Annotated in this window: 14 protein-coding genes; 9 read left to right on the top strand and 5 right to left on the bottom strand. The window is 70.1% G+C overall.

Annotated elements, in window-relative coordinates; translation table 11 throughout:
• Positions 1-6: 6 nt before the first annotated feature.
• The 7 genes from ACKI2N_RS16610 (at position 7) to mtgA (ending at position 7,109) form a co-directional block, all read left to right on the top strand.
• Entirely contained in the window at positions 7-627 is a 621-nt protein-coding gene (locus ACKI2N_RS16610; RefSeq protein ID WP_420996421.1) for a YqiA/YcfP family alpha/beta fold hydrolase, read from the top strand.
• 7 nt (positions 628-634) lie between these two features.
• Positions 635-1,228, top strand: a complete 594-nt coding sequence (locus ACKI2N_RS16605) for a chorismate--pyruvate lyase family protein (protein ID WP_420996420.1) — start codon at positions 635-637, stop codon at positions 1,226-1,228.
• Between the two features lie 82 nt (positions 1,229-1,310).
• Positions 1,311-2,051, top strand: a complete 741-nt coding sequence (fabG, locus tag ACKI2N_RS16600; protein ID WP_420996419.1) for a 3-oxoacyl-ACP reductase FabG — start codon at positions 1,311-1,313, stop codon at positions 2,049-2,051.
• Between the two features lie 182 nt (positions 2,052-2,233).
• Positions 2,234-4,378, top strand: a complete 2,145-nt coding sequence (locus ACKI2N_RS16595) for a ribonuclease catalytic domain-containing protein (protein WP_420996418.1) — start codon at positions 2,234-2,236, stop codon at positions 4,376-4,378.
• Positions 4,379-4,548: 170 nt separating this feature from the next.
• Complete coding sequence (locus ACKI2N_RS16590; protein WP_420996517.1) at positions 4,549-5,418, top strand: energy transducer TonB; 870 nt, start codon at positions 4,549-4,551, stop codon at positions 5,416-5,418.
• The gene (gene aroE / locus ACKI2N_RS16585) at positions 5,415-6,320 is read left to right on the top strand and encodes a shikimate dehydrogenase (protein ID WP_420996417.1); all 906 of its coding nucleotides are present in this window, start codon (positions 5,415-5,417) and stop codon (positions 6,318-6,320) included. Before ACKI2N_RS16590 ends, aroE begins: the two co-directional genes overlap by 4 nt.
• A gap of 27 nt (positions 6,321-6,347) precedes the next feature.
• Positions 6,348-7,109: a monofunctional biosynthetic peptidoglycan transglycosylase gene (gene mtgA / locus ACKI2N_RS16580; protein WP_420996416.1), complete on the top strand. Its 762-nt coding sequence runs from the start codon at positions 6,348-6,350 to the stop codon at positions 7,107-7,109.
• A gap of 45 nt (positions 7,110-7,154) precedes the next feature.
• Here the strand turns inward: mtgA and corA are convergent, their stop codons facing one another.
• Together corA and ACKI2N_RS16570 are read right to left on the bottom strand one after the other, a co-directional pair.
• Positions 7,155-8,117, bottom strand: a complete 963-nt coding sequence (corA, locus tag ACKI2N_RS16575; protein ID WP_420996415.1) for a magnesium/cobalt transporter CorA — start codon at positions 8,115-8,117, stop codon at positions 7,155-7,157.
• A gap of 522 nt (positions 8,118-8,639) precedes the next feature.
• Positions 8,640-9,542 (bottom strand): DMT family transporter, encoded by a 903-nt coding sequence (locus tag ACKI2N_RS16570; protein WP_420996414.1) that lies wholly within the window; start codon positions 9,540-9,542, stop codon positions 8,640-8,642.
• A 174-nt stretch (positions 9,543-9,716) separates the two neighbouring features.
• On the opposite strand from ACKI2N_RS16570, the gene pyrF reads away from it, so the two are divergent.
• Positions 9,717-10,535 (top strand): orotidine-5'-phosphate decarboxylase, encoded by an 819-nt coding sequence (gene pyrF, locus ACKI2N_RS16565; RefSeq protein ID WP_420996413.1) that lies wholly within the window; start codon positions 9,717-9,719, stop codon positions 10,533-10,535.
• A 71-nt stretch (positions 10,536-10,606) separates the two neighbouring features.
• Here pyrF and ACKI2N_RS16560 read toward each other — a convergent pair whose 3' ends face one another.
• The 3 genes from ACKI2N_RS16560 to thiL all read right to left on the bottom strand — a co-directional run bounded on the left by ACKI2N_RS16560 (position 10,607) and on the right by thiL (position 12,856).
• Positions 10,607-11,104, bottom strand: coding sequence for a CinA family protein (locus tag ACKI2N_RS16560; RefSeq protein ID WP_420996412.1), 498 nt, complete (start codon positions 11,102-11,104; stop codon positions 10,607-10,609).
• Positions 11,105-11,184: 80 nt separating this feature from the next.
• Positions 11,185-11,751, bottom strand: a complete 567-nt coding sequence (locus ACKI2N_RS16555) for a phosphatidylglycerophosphatase A (RefSeq protein WP_420996411.1) — start codon at positions 11,749-11,751, stop codon at positions 11,185-11,187.
• Between the two features lie 106 nt (positions 11,752-11,857).
• Positions 11,858-12,856, bottom strand: a complete 999-nt coding sequence (thiL, locus tag ACKI2N_RS16550) for a thiamine-phosphate kinase (protein WP_420996410.1) — start codon at positions 12,854-12,856, stop codon at positions 11,858-11,860.
• Between the two features lie 278 nt (positions 12,857-13,134).
• Here thiL and ACKI2N_RS16545 point away from each other — a divergent pair, with 278 nt between their 5' ends.
• Positions 13,135-15,459, top strand: a complete 2,325-nt coding sequence (locus ACKI2N_RS16545) for an NADP-dependent malic enzyme (protein ID WP_426989989.1) — start codon at positions 13,135-13,137, stop codon at positions 15,457-15,459.
• Positions 15,460-15,641: the final 182 nt, after the last annotated feature.

Here is a 15,641-nt window from a genome sequence, read left to right as displayed (position 1 = left end):
CGCGGCATGCTGCTGTACCTGCATGGTTTCCGTTCCTCGCCGCAGTCGTTCAAGGCGCGCATGGTGCAGGAGCGCATGCGTGCCCGGGGCGCGGGGCGCTACTACGCCTGCCCGGTGCTGAACGTGTCGCCGGCGGCGGCCATCGCCCAGGCGCAGGCCGCCATCGCCGCGTCGCAGGCGGGCGGCGCGCAGCCGCTGGCCATCGTCGGCTCGTCGCTGGGCGGCTTCTACGCGCGCTGGCTGGCCGAGCGCCACGGCTGCCGCGCGGTGCTGCTCAACCCGGCCGTGCATCCGTGGACCGACCTCGAGCGCTACCTCGGCGACCAGCCGCTGTGGCACGGCGGCGGCTCGGTGCGGGTCGAGCGGCATCACCTGGAGGAACTGCTGGCGCTGCGGGTCGAGACGATCACCCGGCCCGAGCGCTACCTCCTGCTGGCCGCCACCGGCGACGAGGTGCTGGACTACCGCGAGATGCTGGCGGCCTTCCCCGGCGCGCATGCGCGCGTGATCGAGGGCAGCGACCACGGCATCAGCGAATTCGCCGACTACGTCGACGAGGTGCTGGCGTTCTGCGGCTACGGCCCCGGCGGCCCGGCGCAGCCGGAGATGCCGGAGATGCCGGCATGAACGCAGCATGAAGGCGGCGCACCTGCGCCGCAGCGCCTGGCACGCCCACTTGCCCGAGGACCGCGCCATCGGCGCCAACCTGCGGCGCTGGGTGTGCGGCGAGGGCTCGCTGACCGCCCGCCTGGTGGCCGCCTCGACGCGCTTTCGCGTGCGCCGCCTGGCGCAGCGCATGGAAGTGGCGCTGGCCGACGAATGGCAGGCCCTGGGGCTGCCGGCGCGCCGCCGCGCGCTGGCGCGCGAGGTGCTGCTGATGTGCGACGGCACGCCGGCCATCTTCGCCCACACCGTGGTGGTCGCCGCGCACGCCCGGCGCGACTGGCCTTTCCTGCGCGGCCTGGGCGAGCGCCCGCTCGGCGGCGCCCTGTTCGTCGACCCGCGCGTGCGGCGCGAGCCGTTCGCCTTTGCCCGCCTGCCGGCGCACCACCCGCTGCGCCAGCGCCTGCTGCGGGCGGTGCCGGCCATGCGCGAGCTGGGCCCGAACGTGGCGCTGCCGGCGCGGCGCTCGCTGTTCCGGCGCGGCGGCGGCGCCATGCTGGTGACCGAAGTCTTCCTGCCGGACCTGGTGGCGCGCCGCGCGCCGGAGCTGGCCGGCACGCCATGAAACCGCGGCCGTAGCCAGGACGTCAGCAAGTACGCAGAGAGAACACAAACAAGAACGCCATCAAGAAGAAGAGACCGACATCATGAAATTGCAGGGACGGGTTGCCATCATTACCGGCGCGGCTGCCGGCATCGGCTTTGCCACCGCGCAGCGCTTCGCCGCCGAGGGCGCGACCGTGGTGCTGTGCGACGTGCAGGAGGAACGCGTGCGCGCCGCCGCGGCGGCGCTCGCGCAGGCCGGCGCGGCCACGCTGGCGTTCAAGGTCGACGTGACCCGCCGCGACGAGGTGGATGCCATGGTGGCCGCCACGCTCGCCGCGCACGGCCGCATCGACATCCTGGTCAACAACGCCGGCATCACCAAGGACGCGCGCCTGGTCAAGATGAGCGAGGCCCAGTTCGACGCCGTGATCGACGTCAACCTCAAGGGCGTGTTCAACTGCGCCCAGGCGGTGGCGGAGATCATGACCGAGCAGGGTCGCGGTGTGATTCTCAATGCATCCAGCGTGGTCGGCCTCTACGGCAACTTCGGCCAGACCAACTACGCCGCCAGCAAGTTCGGCGTGATCGGCTTCACCAAGACCTGGGCGCGCGAGCTGGGCCCCAAGGGCGTGCGCGTAAACGCGGTGTGCCCGGGCTTCGTCGCCACCGAAATCCTGCAGACCGTGCCGGAGAAGGTGCTGGAGGGCATGAAGTCCTCGTGCTGGCTGCGCCGCCTGGCCGAGCCGGCCGAGATCGCCAGCATCTATGCCTTCCTCGCCAGCGACGACGCCAGCTACGTCAACGGCGTGGCGATCGAGGCCAGCGGCGGCATGTCGCTGTGACCACCGGGGCCGCGCCCGGCTGGCGGCCGGCGCGGTGCGGTATCATCTCGGGTCCGGCCGCCGCCTCGCCTGAAGGCGGCTCCTCGCATCATTTCTCCTGCCGGGCCGTTCCGAGCGGCGTTACCTGACGCCAGGCGCCGGTTCCACCGGGCGGCTCCCGGCATTTCTGAAAGTACCGATCCATGCAGTTGCTGTTCGAAGAAGGCGGCGAGATTCGCGCCGGCACCGTGCTGACCCAGCAGGGCGAGGCCTACCAGGTGGAGTTGCCCGCGGGCAAGCGCACCAAGGTCAAGTCGCGCGACGTGCTGCTGCAGTTTGCGCAGCCCTCGGCGATCGAGCTGGTGCGCCAGACCGCCGAGCTGGTCGGCGAGATCGACCTCGATTTCCTGTGGGAATGCGCCGCGGACGAGGAGTTCGGCTTCGCCGACCTGGCCGCCGAATACTACGGCGCGGGCGCGGGCGTGGTGCAGCAGGCCGCGCTGGCGCAGGCGCTGCACGGCAACCCGGTCTATTTCCGCCGCAAGGGGCGGGGCCGCTACCAGCGCGCGCCGGAAGACCAGCTCAAGGCGGCCCTGGCCGCGCTCGAACGCAAGAAGCAGCAGGCCCAGGTGCAGGCCGAGTACGAGGCCCAGCTCAAGGCCCTGACGCTGCCCGACGCGTTCCGCGGCAAGGCGCTGCAACTGCTGTTCAAGCCCGACAAGAACAGCCTCGAATACAAGGCGATGGACGCCGCCTGCACCGCGCTGGGCATGTCGCCGATGCGGCTGATGGTGGCGGTGGGCGGCATTGCCAGCCCGCGCGCGCTGCACGAGGCCAAGTTCCTCTCGGAGTGCTTCCCCAAGGGCACCGGCTTCCCCGAGGTGGCGGTGCCGGAGCCCGCCGGCGAGCTGCCGCGCGCGGCCGTGCAGGCGTTCTCGATCGACGACGTCACCACCACCGAGATCGACGATGCGCTGTCGGTCACGCCGCTGGACGGCGGCAAGATCCGCGTCGGCATCCACATCGCCGCGCCGGGCCTGGGTATCCGCCGCGGCGAGCCGCTCGACGCGGTGGCGCGCCAGCGCCTGTCCACGGTCTATTTCCCCGGCGACAAGATCACCATGCTGCCCGACGCCGTGGTGGAGCGCTACACGCTGCAGGAAGGGCGCGAATGCCCGGCGCTGTCGCTCTATGTCGATTACGACCCGGCGCTGCAGATGATCCTCGGCAGCGAGACCCGCGCCGAGATGGTCATGATCGCGGCCAACCTGCGCCACAACCTGCTCGAAGACGTGGTGACCGAGGCCGCGCTGGCCGACGGCAGCGGCGACTACCCGTTCCGCCCCGAACTGACCCAGCTCTGGCATTTCTCCGGCTGGCTGCACGACGAGCGCCAGAAGGCGCGCCTGGCCAGCGGCCTGCGCCCGGAGTCGCACAACCGCGCGGACTACAACTTCTACCTCGACGTGCTGCCGGACGGCGGCGAGCGCGTGCGCATCGAGCAGCGCCGGCGCGGCTCGCCGCTGGACAAGATCGTGGCCGAGCTGATGATCCTGGCCAACAGCACCTGGGGCAAGCTGCTGGCCGACCACGGCGTGCCGGGCATCTACCGCACGCAGAAGGCCTGGGGCATGCACCGCACCCGCATGCAGACCTACCCGGCGCCGCATGAAGGCCTGGGCGTGGCGCAATACGCGTGGAGCACCTCGCCGCTGCGCCGCTATGTCGACCTGGTCAACCAGTGGCAGATCCTGGCGGTGGCCCAGCATGGCGTCACCGCCAAGCTGGTGGCGCCGTTCAAGCCCAAGGACGCCGACCTGCTGGCGGCCGTGGCCGACTTCGAAGGCACCTATGCGGCCTACGCCGACCACCAGTCCACCATGGAGCGCTACTGGTGCCTGCGCTGGCTGGGCCAGGAAAAGCGCGAGCGCATGATGGCCTCGGTGCTCAAGGAAGGCGCGGTGCGCTTTGCCGAGATCCCGCTGGTCACGCGCGTGCCCGAGCTGGCCCAGGCCGCGCGCGGCACCCAGGTGCTGCTGGAGATCGGCGCCACCGACGAGATCTCGCTCGAGGTGTCGTGCCGCGTGCTGGAAGTCTTCGCCGGCGAGGGCGAGTTGCCGTCGGAAGAGCTGGAAGGCGACGACGAGACCGCCGAGGTGTCGGCCGAGGCAGCCGCCGAAGCCGCTGCCGAGGAGGCCGCGGAGGCGGCTGCCGAAGGCGCCGCCGGCACGCCGCCCGATGGCGCTGGCGGCGACGCGGCCGGCGCGGCCGGTGTGGCGGACGCGCCAGGCGACGCCGGCGGCGCTTCGTCGGGCGCACGCGACACCGGCGGCGGCCAGGCCGGCTGACGTCCTCGGAAAAAACGGGACGCTCCCTTACAATCGCAGTCTGAACCGGGCCGGGTCCCACGGGAACCCGGCCCGGCCCTGCCGACGCCCCGTCCAACCACGCCAGCAACCGCGCCGCCGCCGTGAAAGCCGTCTTTTCTCCCCGCCACTGGTGGCAGACCCGCAGCACGATGAGCAAGGCGCTGGCCGTCTCGGTGCTGGCCCACGTGCTGCTGCTGACCGTGCGCGTGGTGGCGCCCGAGGCGTTCGAGATCAAGCGCACCGATGCCGCGCTCGACGTGGTGCTGGTCAACTCCAAGTCGGCGCAGCGCCCGCGCAACCCGACCGTGCTGGCCCAGGCCAATCTCGACGGCGGCGGCGAGCAGGACCAGCAGCGCGCCACCACGCCGCTGCCGGCCCAGACCGCCACCAAGGACGGCGACCTGGTGCGCCAGATGCAGCGCCGCGTGGAGCAGCTCGAACAGGAGCAGCAGCGCCTCATGACGCAGGCGCGCGAGGCCGCGCCGGCGGTCAGCAGCCAGCCGCTCAAGCCTGGCCAGCAGCGCACCGAGACGCCGCTGCGCGGCCAGGACGAGCGCACCTCGCTCGACGAGATGGCCAAGCTCGAGGCCGAGATCGGCCGCAGCCTGGAGCAGTACGCCAAGCGGCCAAAGCGCTTCCAGCTCACCGCCACCAGCGCGCAGGAGGTCGAATACGCGCAGTACTACGACCGCCTGCGCCAGAAGATCGAGGCGCGCGGCACCGCCGATTTCCCGCAGCGCAACGGCAAGCCGCTGTACGGGCAGCTGATCCTGGTGATCAACGTCAACCGCCAGGGCAAGCTCGGCTACAACCGCGACGGCTACAACATCGACGCCATCGACGTGGTCAAGAGCTCGGGCGACCCGGCGCTGGACCGCCAGGCGGTGGCCATCGTGCGCGCGGCCGCGCCGTTCGGCGCCTTCACCGCGCAGATGCAGGCGCGGCAGGATATTCTCGAAGTGATCTCCACCTTCAGGTTTTCGCGCAGCGGCCTGGAAACTCGCCTACAGGCCAGATGATGTCCACAGAAACCACGCAGACCCCCGCCACCGCCGATCGCTATGTGGTGGTCGGCAACCCGATCGCGCACAGCCGCTCGCCTGCCATCCACGCCGCCTTCGCGCGGCAGACCGGCGAGGCGGTTTCCTATGAGCGCCTGCTGGCGCCGCTGGACGGGTTTGCCGACACCGTGCGCGCCTTCTTCGAAGGCGGCGGCCACGGCCTGAACGTGACGGTGCCGTTCAAGCTCGAAGCCTACGACCTGGCCGACCGCCTCACGCCGCGCGCCGAGAGCGCCGGCGCGGTCAACACCATGTGGATCGAGGACGGCCTGATCCATGGCGACAATACCGACGGCGTTGGCCTTGCGCGCGATATCGAGATCAACCTCGACACGCTGCTCGAAGGCCGCCGCATCCTGCTGCTCGGCGCCGGCGGCGCGGCCATGGGCGCGATGCTGCCGCTGGTGATGTGCCGCCCGGACCGGATCGTTGTGGCCAACCGCACGCCCGAGCGCGCCAGCTTCATCCTCGAGGACGTGGCGCAGCAGGCCGACGAATACGGCGTGGAACTGTGGGGCGGCGGCTTCGACGCGCTCGCCGCGCTGACCGGCGACGACGCCTGCGACGTGGTCATCAACGCCACCAGCAGCAGCCTGCAGGGCGAGCTGCCGCCGGTGCCGGCCGGGTTGCTGGGCAAGGGCGTGCTGGCCTACGACATGATGTACGGCGCCGAGCCGACCGTGTTCCTGAAGTTCGCCGCGCAGAGCGGCGCGCGCACCAGCGACGGGCTGGGCATGCTGGTCGAGCAGGCCGCCGAGGCCTTCTACAACTGGCGCGGCGTGCGGCCCGCCACCGCGCCGGTGCTGGCGCAGCTGCGCGCGGAACTGCAGGCGGAGTCGTCGGGCGGGCAAGCCCGCTGAGCGACCGGCCGGCCGCGCGCACCCGTCATGGCAGAACGCAGGCGCACCGCCCGCTCCGCCGCCGCATCGGGGGGCGGCTTCGATCCGCTGCGCTGGCTGGCCTGGCTGATCGGCATCGCGGTGGCCGGCGTGCTGGCCATGCAGGTGTATTTCTTCCTGCAGATCGCCGCCTGGCAGTATGTGAACCCGTCGTCCACCGCCTTCATGCGCGCCGAGCACTGGCGCCTGTGCGGCTTCAATTTCTGGAGCTGCCGGGTGGACCGGCGCTGGGTCGGCTACGACGACATCTCGCGCAACCTCAAGCGCGCGGTGATCGCCAGCGAGGACGCCGACTTCGTCAACCATCCCGGCTACGAGCTCGACGCCATGCTCGATGCGTGGGAGCGCAACAAGAAGCGCGGGCACATCGTGCGCGGCGGCTCCACCATCACCCAGCAACTGGCCAAGAACCTGTTCCTCTCGCCCGAGCAGCACTACCTGCGCAAGGGGCAGGAACTGGCCATCACGTGGATGCTGGAGTTCTGGCTGGACAAGCAGCGCATCTTCGAGATCTACCTGAACTCGGTCGAGTGGGGCGAGGGCGTGTTCGGCGCCGAGGCCGCCGCCCAGCACTACTTCAAGACCAGCGCGGCGAAGCTCAACGTGGGCCAGGCGGCGCGCCTGGCCGCGGCGCTGCCGGCGCCGAAGTGCTTCGACAAGAAGCCGTACTGCGCCAGCGTGCGCGTCAACTTCAGGGCCAAGGCCGGCATCATCGCGCGCCGCATGGGCGCGGCCACGCTGCCGGACTGAGCGCCCGGCCGGCAGCCCGGCCGGAAGCCCGGCGCGGGCGGCCGCTCAGCTGAGCCAGCCCTTGCGGCGGAAATAGATCAGCGGCACCGCCGCCGACACCGCCATCAGCGCGATCGCCCACGGATACCCCACCGCCCAGTCCAGCTCCGGCATCAGCTTGAAGTTCATGCCGTAGATGCTGGCGATCAGCGTGGGCGGCATCAGCGCCACCGATACCACCGAGAACAGCTTGATGATCTTGTTCTGGTTGATATTGATGAAACCGACCGTGGCGTCCATCAGGAAGTTGATCTTGTCGAACAGGAACGCGGTGTGGTTCTCGATCGAGTCGATGTCGCGCAGGATCTGGCGCGCCTCGTCCTGCTGCTCGGCCGACAGCAGCTGGCTGCGCATCAGGAAGGAGACCGCGCGGCGCGTGTCCATGACGTTGCGGCGGATGCGGCCGTTCAGGTCTTCCTCGCGCGCGATGGTTTCCAGCACGTCGGCCGCGGCGGCATCGGTCACGTTCTCGGCCAGCACGCGCCTGCTGGCCGCTTCCAGCCGCTCGTAGACTTCCTCGATCGAGTCCGCCGAATATTCGGCGTCGGTCGCGTACAAGTCCATCAGCACGTCCTTGGCGTTGCGCACCGAGCCCGGCCGCATGCGCGCGCGCAGGCGCACCAGCCGGAACACCGGCAGGTCTTCGTCGTGGATGGAGAACAGCACGTCGCGCGTGAGCACGAAGGCCACCCGCACGTTGCGCGAGATGTCTTCCTCGTCGAGCAGGAAGTCGGTGCGGATGTGGATGTTTTCGTCCTCGCCCTCGAAGTAGCGGGCCGAGGCCTCCAGGTCGCCGAGGTCCTCGAGCTCGGGCAGGGCTACGCCGTAGGCTTCCTTGATCCAGGCGAGTTCTTCGTCGTCGGGACTGATGACGTCGATCCAGATCGGCTTGTGCTGCAGCAGTTCATTGCGGTCATCGACCTGCTCCTGTGCGAGCCGGCCTTTCTGCAGGACGAACAGGTTGATCATCCCAGGGCTTCCTTGTTGCGTTTGGCGGAGAAACGCGCAGGCGCGGCTGGCCGGGCATGGAAGCGAACCCGTCCCTGGCCGTGGCGGCGCAAGGGCGGGAAGCCGCTGGCAAGCGTGATCGCGCTGCGCGCCGGCGCAAAGCGCGCGCAAGGCGATGGCGTTTGCCGTTCATGGCTGGCAAGCCGGGGGAGGGAAGATCCGGAACGAGGCGGCGCGCACTGGCGGTGCGCCGGCAAGGGACACGGAAAAACGCTCACCCGCAGTATGGTTCTGCGGGCAAGTCCGACGAGGCGGTGGAAGCGGCCTGGGCCGGCTCCGGCGGTCGTCGTTACGCAGCCCGCAGTGACATGGCATTCGGTGCGGTCGCGGCTTCGCCGCGGCGACTCGAACACCCGATGCTACTGCCCACGTAGTTTCTCCGGGATTATGATGGCCGCGAGTGTAGCCCAACGCAGGGGGCTTGTTAAGTGAAATATGGGTGAATGGCGCTGCCGCCGCACCCTGCGCGCAACGGTGCCGCGCTCAGCCGGAACGGGCCTCCCGCAGGCGCCGGCGCAGCAGCGGCACCAGCAGCACCGAGGCCAGCGCGGCGAACATCAGCACGATGGCCGCGTAGTCCTGCCAGTGCGGCTGCTCGCCCAGCAGCCACATGCCCGAGAACACGCCCACCACGGGGATGAACATCACCGACAGGCTCGACACCACCGGCGGCAGGCTGCGCGCCAGCACGAACCACACCAGGTGGCAGTAGGCGAACACCACCACCGCGTTGTAGGCGATGGCGCCCCATTCCACCGCGTCGGGCAGGCGCCAGCCGCTCTCGAACGCCAGCGTGCCCAGCAGCAGGAAGGGCAGCGTCACCACCAGCATCCAGAAGGTCAGCACGCCGACCGGCATCTCGATGCGGCTGCGCTTCATCATCTGCGTGCCCAGGCCCCAGCCGGCCGCGGCGCACAGCATCAGCAGCGTGCCGGCCGGGCTGCCGGCCAGCGCGGCCAGCTCGCCCGACAGCAGCAGGACCGTGCCGGTCAGCGCGCAGGCGATGCCGGTCCAGGCGGCCGCGCCGATGCGCTCGCGGTACAGCACCAGGCCCCACACCACGGCCCAGATCGGCATGGTGTAGCCGAGGATGGCCGCGCGGCCCGAGGACAGCATCTTCACCGCGCAGATCGCCAGCAGGTGCCAGACCACCATGTTGAACAGGGCGAGCCTGACCACCGTCGGCCACTGGCCGGGCGGCACCCGCAGCGGCTCGCCGCGCACGCGCAGGGCCAGGCCCAGCGCCAGCACGCCGCCGGCCATGCACAGCAGGCGGAACCCCATGGCGGGAAAGTGCGCCACGCCGAGTTTCATGATGGGCCAGTTGACGCCCCAGGCGATGGTGAGGACGACGAGCAGGATGACGCTGCGGCGGTCGAAGGACATGGCGGGCGGGCGGCTGTGTGCGATGCCGCTCTTTGTATCGGGGAAGAACGGCAGAAGATAGCACGCAGCGGGTAAAATCGCTGGCAACCACCGTCGCCGCGCGCAGCGCCGCCCTGGCCCCGCGGGGCCAGCCCCGGGGCGCCGCCGCGGCCGACCCAGACTAGCGAGCATTCCATGACCTTCACCGAACAACTGGCCGAAGCCTGGCAGCGCAACGATTCGCTGCTGTGCGTCGGGCTCGATCCCGACCCCGCCAAGCTGCCCCTGTCCATGACGGGCACCGGCGGCGCCATCTTCTCGTTCTGCCGCGAGATCGTCGACGCCACCGCCGACCTGGTGTGCGCCTTCAAGCCGCAGATCGCCTATTTCGCCGCGCAGCGCGCCGAAGACCAGCTCGAGCAGCTGGTGGCCTACATCCACGACGCCCACCCCGGCATTCCCGTGATCCTGGACGCCAAGCGCGGCGACATCGGCTCGACCGCGCAGCAATACGCCATCGAGGCCTTCGAGCGCTACCAGGCCGACGCGGTCACCGTGAACCCGTACATGGGCCTGGATTCGCTCGAGCCCTACCTGGCGTATCCCGACCGTGGCGTGATCGTGCTGTGCCGCACCTCCAACCCGGGCGGCTCGGACGTGCAGTTCCTGCAGGTGGACGGCAAGCCGGTCTACCAGGTGGTGGCCGAGGCGGCCGCCACGCGCTGGAACACCAGCGGGCAGATGGCACTGGTGGTGGGAGCGACCTTCCCGGCCGAGATCGCCAAGGTGCGCGAGATCGTGGGCGACATGCCGCTGCTGATTCCGGGCATCGGCGCCCAGGGCGGCGACATCGAGGCCACCGTGCGCGCCGGGCGCACTGCCGGCGGCGCCGGCATGATGATCAACTCGTCGCGCGCCATCCTCTACGCCAGCCGCGAGAAGGACTTCGCCGCGGCCGCGCGCAATGTCGCGCTGCAGACGCGCGAGACCATCAACCGCTTCCGCGCGGGCTGACGGCGGCGTGCCGGGCGGCCAGCCGGCCGCCCCGGTTCAGGGCCGCGGGGACTTCAGTATCTTCGGCAGCTTCAGGATTCGTTGCGGACCAGCTCGAGCAGGCCGCGGATGGCGTGCTCGGCCGCCTGGCGGCGGATCTGCTGGCGGTCGCCGCGGAAGCGCTGGGTCTCCACCCGCGTGGTGATGCGGTTGCTCCAGCCGAAGCAGACCATGCCCACCGGCTTGTCGGGCGTGCCGCCGTTGGGGCCGGCCACGCCGGTGATCGACAGCGAGACCTGGGCGCGGCTGTTGAGCAGCGCGCCTTCGGCCATGGCGTGGGCCACTTCCTCGCTGACCGCGCCGTGGTCGCGGATCAGCTTGGCCGGCACGCCCAGCATGGTGGTCTTGGCTTCGTTCGAATAGGTGACGAAGCCGCGCTCGAACCAGCCCGAGGAACCCGACACATCGGTGATCGCCGCGGCCACCAGGCCGCCGGTGCAGGATTCCGCCGTGGCGAGCAGCAGCGATTTCTCGTTCAGGGAGATGCCGGCCTGGACGGCGAGTTGATCGAGCAAGCGGCTGACGGACATGATGGCGGATTCAGTGAAGAGGGTTGCGGGGCAAGTTCAGGGGCAGGCTCGGGAGTCGGTTCGGGGCGGCATCGGGCCGGTTACAGCGAACGCCACAGCGCGAACACCAGCAGCGTGTAGAAGGCCGCCATCACGTCGTCGAACATCACGCCGAAGCCGCCGCGCAGGCCGGGGCCCTTGAGCGTGCGGTCCAGGTGCCCGATCGGGGCCGGCTTGACGATGTCGAACAGCCGGAACCACAGGAAGGCGGCGAGCTGGCCCCAGAAGCCGGTCGGCATGACGAACAGCAGCACCAGCCAGAACGCCACGATCTCGTCCCACACCATGCTGCCGTGGTCGTGCACGCCCATGTCGCGCGCGGTGCGGGCGCAGGCCCACAGCCCGAGCAGGAAGCCGCCGGCGACGATCCACAGCCAGGTCTCCGGCTGCACCCACATCGAGATCACCAGGTAGGACAGCCAGGCGTAGAGCGTGCCGACCGTGCCGGGGCCGGCCGGCGACAGGCCCGAGCCGAAGCCCAGCGCGATCAGGTGGGCCGGGTGCGACAGCATGAAGCGCGCGGTGGGGCGCAGCACCTTGGCGGCCTGGCCGGCTTCCAGGGTCAGGGCGGGATCGTGCACGGCGGGCCCGGGCGGGTAGGCGGACATCAAGGATTGGCTCGTCTGGTTTGGATGAGATTGTCCCGGGCGGCTTCGGCCCGGGCGGGATCTGGCGCCCCGCACGGCAGCATCATGACACGGCGGGTACCGCTTGTCAGGGGGAGGCGAAGTGGTCGAAGCTGCCGCCGCCGTAGGCGCAGGGGTTGCCCGCGCGGTCGACCAGGCGCAGGCCCGGCTCGGGGGTGATGTTGCCGACGCGCGCCAGCGGCAGCCCCAGGCGCGCGCCGATGGCGGCGATTTCCTCGCGGGCGCCGGCCGGCGCGGTGAAGCAGAGTTCGTAGTCGTCGCCGCCGGCCAGCGTGCATTCGCGCTGGCGCGCCTCGGGCTGCTCGGCCAGCACGGCCGAGCGCGGCAGCGCGTCGACATCGAGCAGGGCGCCGGCCTGCGAGCGCTCCAGGATATGGCCGAGGTCGCCGAGCAGGCCGTCGGAGATGTCGAGTGCGGCATGCGCCACGCCGCGCAGCGCCATGCCCAGCGCGACGCGCGGCGCCGGCGTGTCCATGCGCGGGCGCACCTGCGTGAAGTCGGGCTCGGGCAGCAGCCATTCGCCGCGGCAGTCGCCCAGCGCCAGGCGCGCGTCGCCGAGCGTGCCGGAAATCCAGATGTCGTCGCCGGGGCGTGCGGCATCGCGTCGCAGCGCCATGCCGGCGGGCACGTCGCCGAATACCGTCAGGCTCAGCGTGAGCGGGCCGCGCGTGGTGTCGCCGCCGATCAGCTCGCAGCCGTGGGCATCGGCCAGCGCCAGCATGCCGGCGGCCAGCTCGCCCAGCCACGCCGGGTCCGCCTCTGGCAGCGCCAGCGCCAGCGTGAAGGCGCGCGGCTCGGCGCCCATGGCGGCCAGGTCCGACAGGTTGACCGCCAGCGCCTTGTGGCCCAGCGCGCGCGGCGCCACGTCCGGGAAGAAATGGCGCCCGCTGACCAGCATGTCGGTGCTGATGGCGAGGTGGTGGCCGGGGCGGCCTTCGATCAGCGCGCAGTCGTCGCCCACGCCGAGCACCGCCTTGCGCGCGGGACGGGTGAAAAAGCGGCGGATCAGGTCGAACTCGGAGAGCGGGGCACTCTGCGGGCTGGTGGCACTCGAAGAAGATGGCATGGGACGGATGGAGGCGGGATTCTGCCCGGGCGGCGTCCGGCGCCGGGGTGGCGCGGCGGTGCGGCGGCGTGGCTTACGCCCCGCTGTTCAACGCTGGCGGCATGCGGCATATTGTACCGAAACGCAAAGCTGCCCCGCGCAAAACGCTTATTGTGAAATAATATTTCACAATATAAAATGCCAGGTTCAGAAGGAAGAGACCGCGGGTATGTGGAACCGGCCCGCCATTTCGTTTCCCATAACGTCTACAACGGTTCCACCGACCGGAAGATGCGCCGATGACCAGTCCCCAGCAGCCCACGCCCCAAGACGACCTGAAACAGCAGCAGCGTGAGGCGCTGCGCAAAGCCGCCCTGGAATATCACGAGTTTCCGACCCCCGGGAAGATCTCCGTCACGCCGACCAAGCCGCTGTCGAACCAGCGCGACCTGGCGCTGGCCTACTCCCCCGGCGTGGCCGCGGCCTGCGAGGAGATCGTGGCCGATGCGGCCAACTCGTTCCGCTACACCGCGCGCGGCAACCTGGTCGGCGTGATCACCAACGGCACCGCCGTGCTGGGCCTGGGCGACATCGGCCCGGCCGCCTCCAAGCCCGTCATGGAAGGCAAGGCCGGCCTGTTCAAGAAGTTCGCCGGCATCGACGTGTTCGACATCGAGATCGACGAGAAGGACCCCGAGAAGCTGGTCGAGATCATCGCCTCGCTCGAGCCCACCTTCGGCGGCATCAACCTCGAGGACATCAAGGCCCCCGAGTGCTTCTACGTCGAGCGCAAGCTGCGCGAGCGCATGAAGATCCCCGTCTTCCACGACGACCAGCACGGCACCGCCATCGTGGTGGGCGCGGCCGTCATCAACGGCCTCAAGGTGGTCGGCAAGGACATCGGCGAGGTCAAGCTGGTGGCCTCGGGCGCCGGCGCGGCCGCGCTGGCCTGCCTGGACCTGCTGCTGGACCTGGGCATGAAGCTCGAGAACATCTGGGTGACCGACCTGGCCGGCGTGGTCTACGAGGGCCGCACCGAGCTGATGGACCCGGAGAAGGCGCGCTTCGCGCAGAAGACCGACAAGCGCAAGCTGGCCGAGGTCATCGACGGGGCCGACATCTTCCTGGGCGTGTCCGCCGCCGGCGTGCTCAAGCAGGACATGGTGCAGCGCATGGCCGAGCGCCCGCTGGTGCTGGCGCTGGCCAACCCCAACCCGGAAATCATGCCGGAGCTGGTCAAGGAAGTGCGCCCGGACGCGGTGATCGCCACCGGCCGCACCGACTACCCGAACCAGGTCAACAACGTCCTGTGCTTCCCGTTCATCTTCCGCGGCGCGCTGGACTGCGGCGCGACCACCATCACGCGCGAGATGGAAGTGGCCGCCGCGCACGCGGTGGCGGAGCTGGCCCGCCAGGAGCAGAGCGACATCGTCGCCACCGCCTACGGCATCCAGGACCTGTCGTTCGGCCCCGAATACCTGATCCCCAAGCCGTTCGACCCGCGCCTGATCGTCAAGATCGCCCCGGCCGTGGCCGAGGCGGCGATGCAGTCCGGCGTGGCCGCGCGCCCGATCGCCGACATGGACGCGTACCGCCTGCAGCTGCAGCAGTTCGTCTACCACTCGGGCACGCTGATGAAGCCGATCTACGCGGCGGCGCGCCAGGTCGACATGGAGAAGAAGCGCATCGTCTTCGCCGAGGGCGAGGAAGAGCGCGTGCTGCGCGCGGTGCAGGTGATCGTCGACGAGAAGCTGGCCAACCCGATCCTGATCGGCCGCCCGGCGGTGATCGCGCACCGCATCGAGCGCTTCGGCCTGCGCCTGCGCGGCGGGGTGGACTTCACCGTGGTCAACCCGGAAAACGACCCGCGCTTCCGCGACTACTCCGAGGCCTACTTCAAGATGATGGCGCGCCAGGGCGTGACCCAGCAGTACGCCAAGCTGGAAATGCGCCGGCGCACCACGCTGATCGGCGCGATGCTGGTCAAGAAGGGCGAGGCCGACGGCATGGTGTGCGGCACGGTCAGCACCACGGCGGCGCACCTGCGCTACATCGACCAGGTGCTGGGCGGCACCAACGAGGTGTACGCGGCGATGAACGGGCTGGTGCTGCCGGGGCGGCAGATCTTCCTGGTGGACACGCACGTGAACGTGGACCCGACCGCGTGCCAGCTGGCGGAGATCACCATCATGGCGGCCGAGGAGCTCAAGCGCTTCGGCATCGAGCCGAAGGTGGCGCTGGTGTCGCACTCGAACTTCGGCACCTCGGAGGCGGCCTCGGCGCAGAAGATGCGCGAAACGCGGGCGATCCTGCGCGAACGGGCGCCGGAGCTGGAGGTGGACGGCGAGATGCACGGGGACTGCGCGCTGGACCCGAAGCTGCGCGAGCAGCTGGTGCCGGACGGCACGCTCAAGGGCGAGGCGAACCTGCTGGTGTGCCCGAACATCGACGCGGCCAACATCTCGTACAACCTGCTGAAGGTGGCGGCGGGCAACAACGTGGCGATCGGGCCGATCCTGCTGGGGGTCAAGGCGCCGGTGCACATCCTCACGCCGTCGGCCACGGTGCGCCGCATCGTCAATATGACGGCGCTGGTGGTGGTGGATGCGGCGGCCAAGCGCTAAGCCGCTGCCGCCAGGAAAAGCCGGGCTTGCCCGGCTTTTTTTTCGTCCCGCCCCGCCACCCCGGCGGGGAGCAAAGCGCAGGGTAAGTGCGCGCACACATGTTAATAACACCTTGAAACAATTGGAGTTTTCCGTTGTTCGCAGATGCAGGGGATTGATTATTCGGCGGCATGCGCGTAACC

This window comes from Cupriavidus sp. 30B13, assembly GCF_049059565.2.
Lineage (GTDB): Bacteria > Pseudomonadota > Gammaproteobacteria > Burkholderiales > Burkholderiaceae > Cupriavidus.
The sequence above is the reverse complement of the archived record's forward strand: the minus strand, read 5'-3'. Positions and strand labels throughout refer to the sequence as shown.

Coding starts and splice junctions, on each gene's coding strand:
- ACKI2N_RS16610 (WP_420996421.1), top strand. CDS start 7: ATGCTGCTGTACCTGCATGGTTTCCGTTCCTCGCCGCAGTCGTTCAAG.
- ACKI2N_RS16605 (WP_420996420.1), top strand. CDS start 635: ATGAAGGCGGCGCACCTGCGCCGCAGCGCCTGGCACGCCCACTTGCCC.
- fabG (WP_420996419.1), top strand. CDS start 1,311: ATGAAATTGCAGGGACGGGTTGCCATCATTACCGGCGCGGCTGCCGGC.
- ACKI2N_RS16595 (WP_420996418.1), top strand. CDS start 2,234: ATGCAGTTGCTGTTCGAAGAAGGCGGCGAGATTCGCGCCGGCACCGTG.
- ACKI2N_RS16590 (WP_420996517.1), top strand. CDS start 4,549: ATGAGCAAGGCGCTGGCCGTCTCGGTGCTGGCCCACGTGCTGCTGCTG.
- aroE (WP_420996417.1), top strand. CDS start 5,415: ATGATGTCCACAGAAACCACGCAGACCCCCGCCACCGCCGATCGCTAT.
- mtgA (WP_420996416.1), top strand. CDS start 6,348: ATGGCAGAACGCAGGCGCACCGCCCGCTCCGCCGCCGCATCGGGGGGC.
- corA (WP_420996415.1), bottom strand. CDS start 8,117: ATGATCAACCTGTTCGTCCTGCAGAAAGGCCGGCTCGCACAGGAGCAG.
- ACKI2N_RS16570 (WP_420996414.1), bottom strand. CDS start 9,542: ATGTCCTTCGACCGCCGCAGCGTCATCCTGCTCGTCGTCCTCACCATC.
- pyrF (WP_420996413.1), top strand. CDS start 9,717: ATGACCTTCACCGAACAACTGGCCGAAGCCTGGCAGCGCAACGATTCG.
- ACKI2N_RS16560 (WP_420996412.1), bottom strand. CDS start 11,104: ATGTCCGTCAGCCGCTTGCTCGATCAACTCGCCGTCCAGGCCGGCATC.
- ACKI2N_RS16555 (WP_420996411.1), bottom strand. CDS start 11,751: ATGTCCGCCTACCCGCCCGGGCCCGCCGTGCACGATCCCGCCCTGACC.
- thiL (WP_420996410.1), bottom strand. CDS start 12,856: ATGCCATCTTCTTCGAGTGCCACCAGCCCGCAGAGTGCCCCGCTCTCC.
- ACKI2N_RS16545 (WP_426989989.1), top strand. CDS start 13,135: ATGACCAGTCCCCAGCAGCCCACGCCCCAAGACGACCTGAAACAGCAG.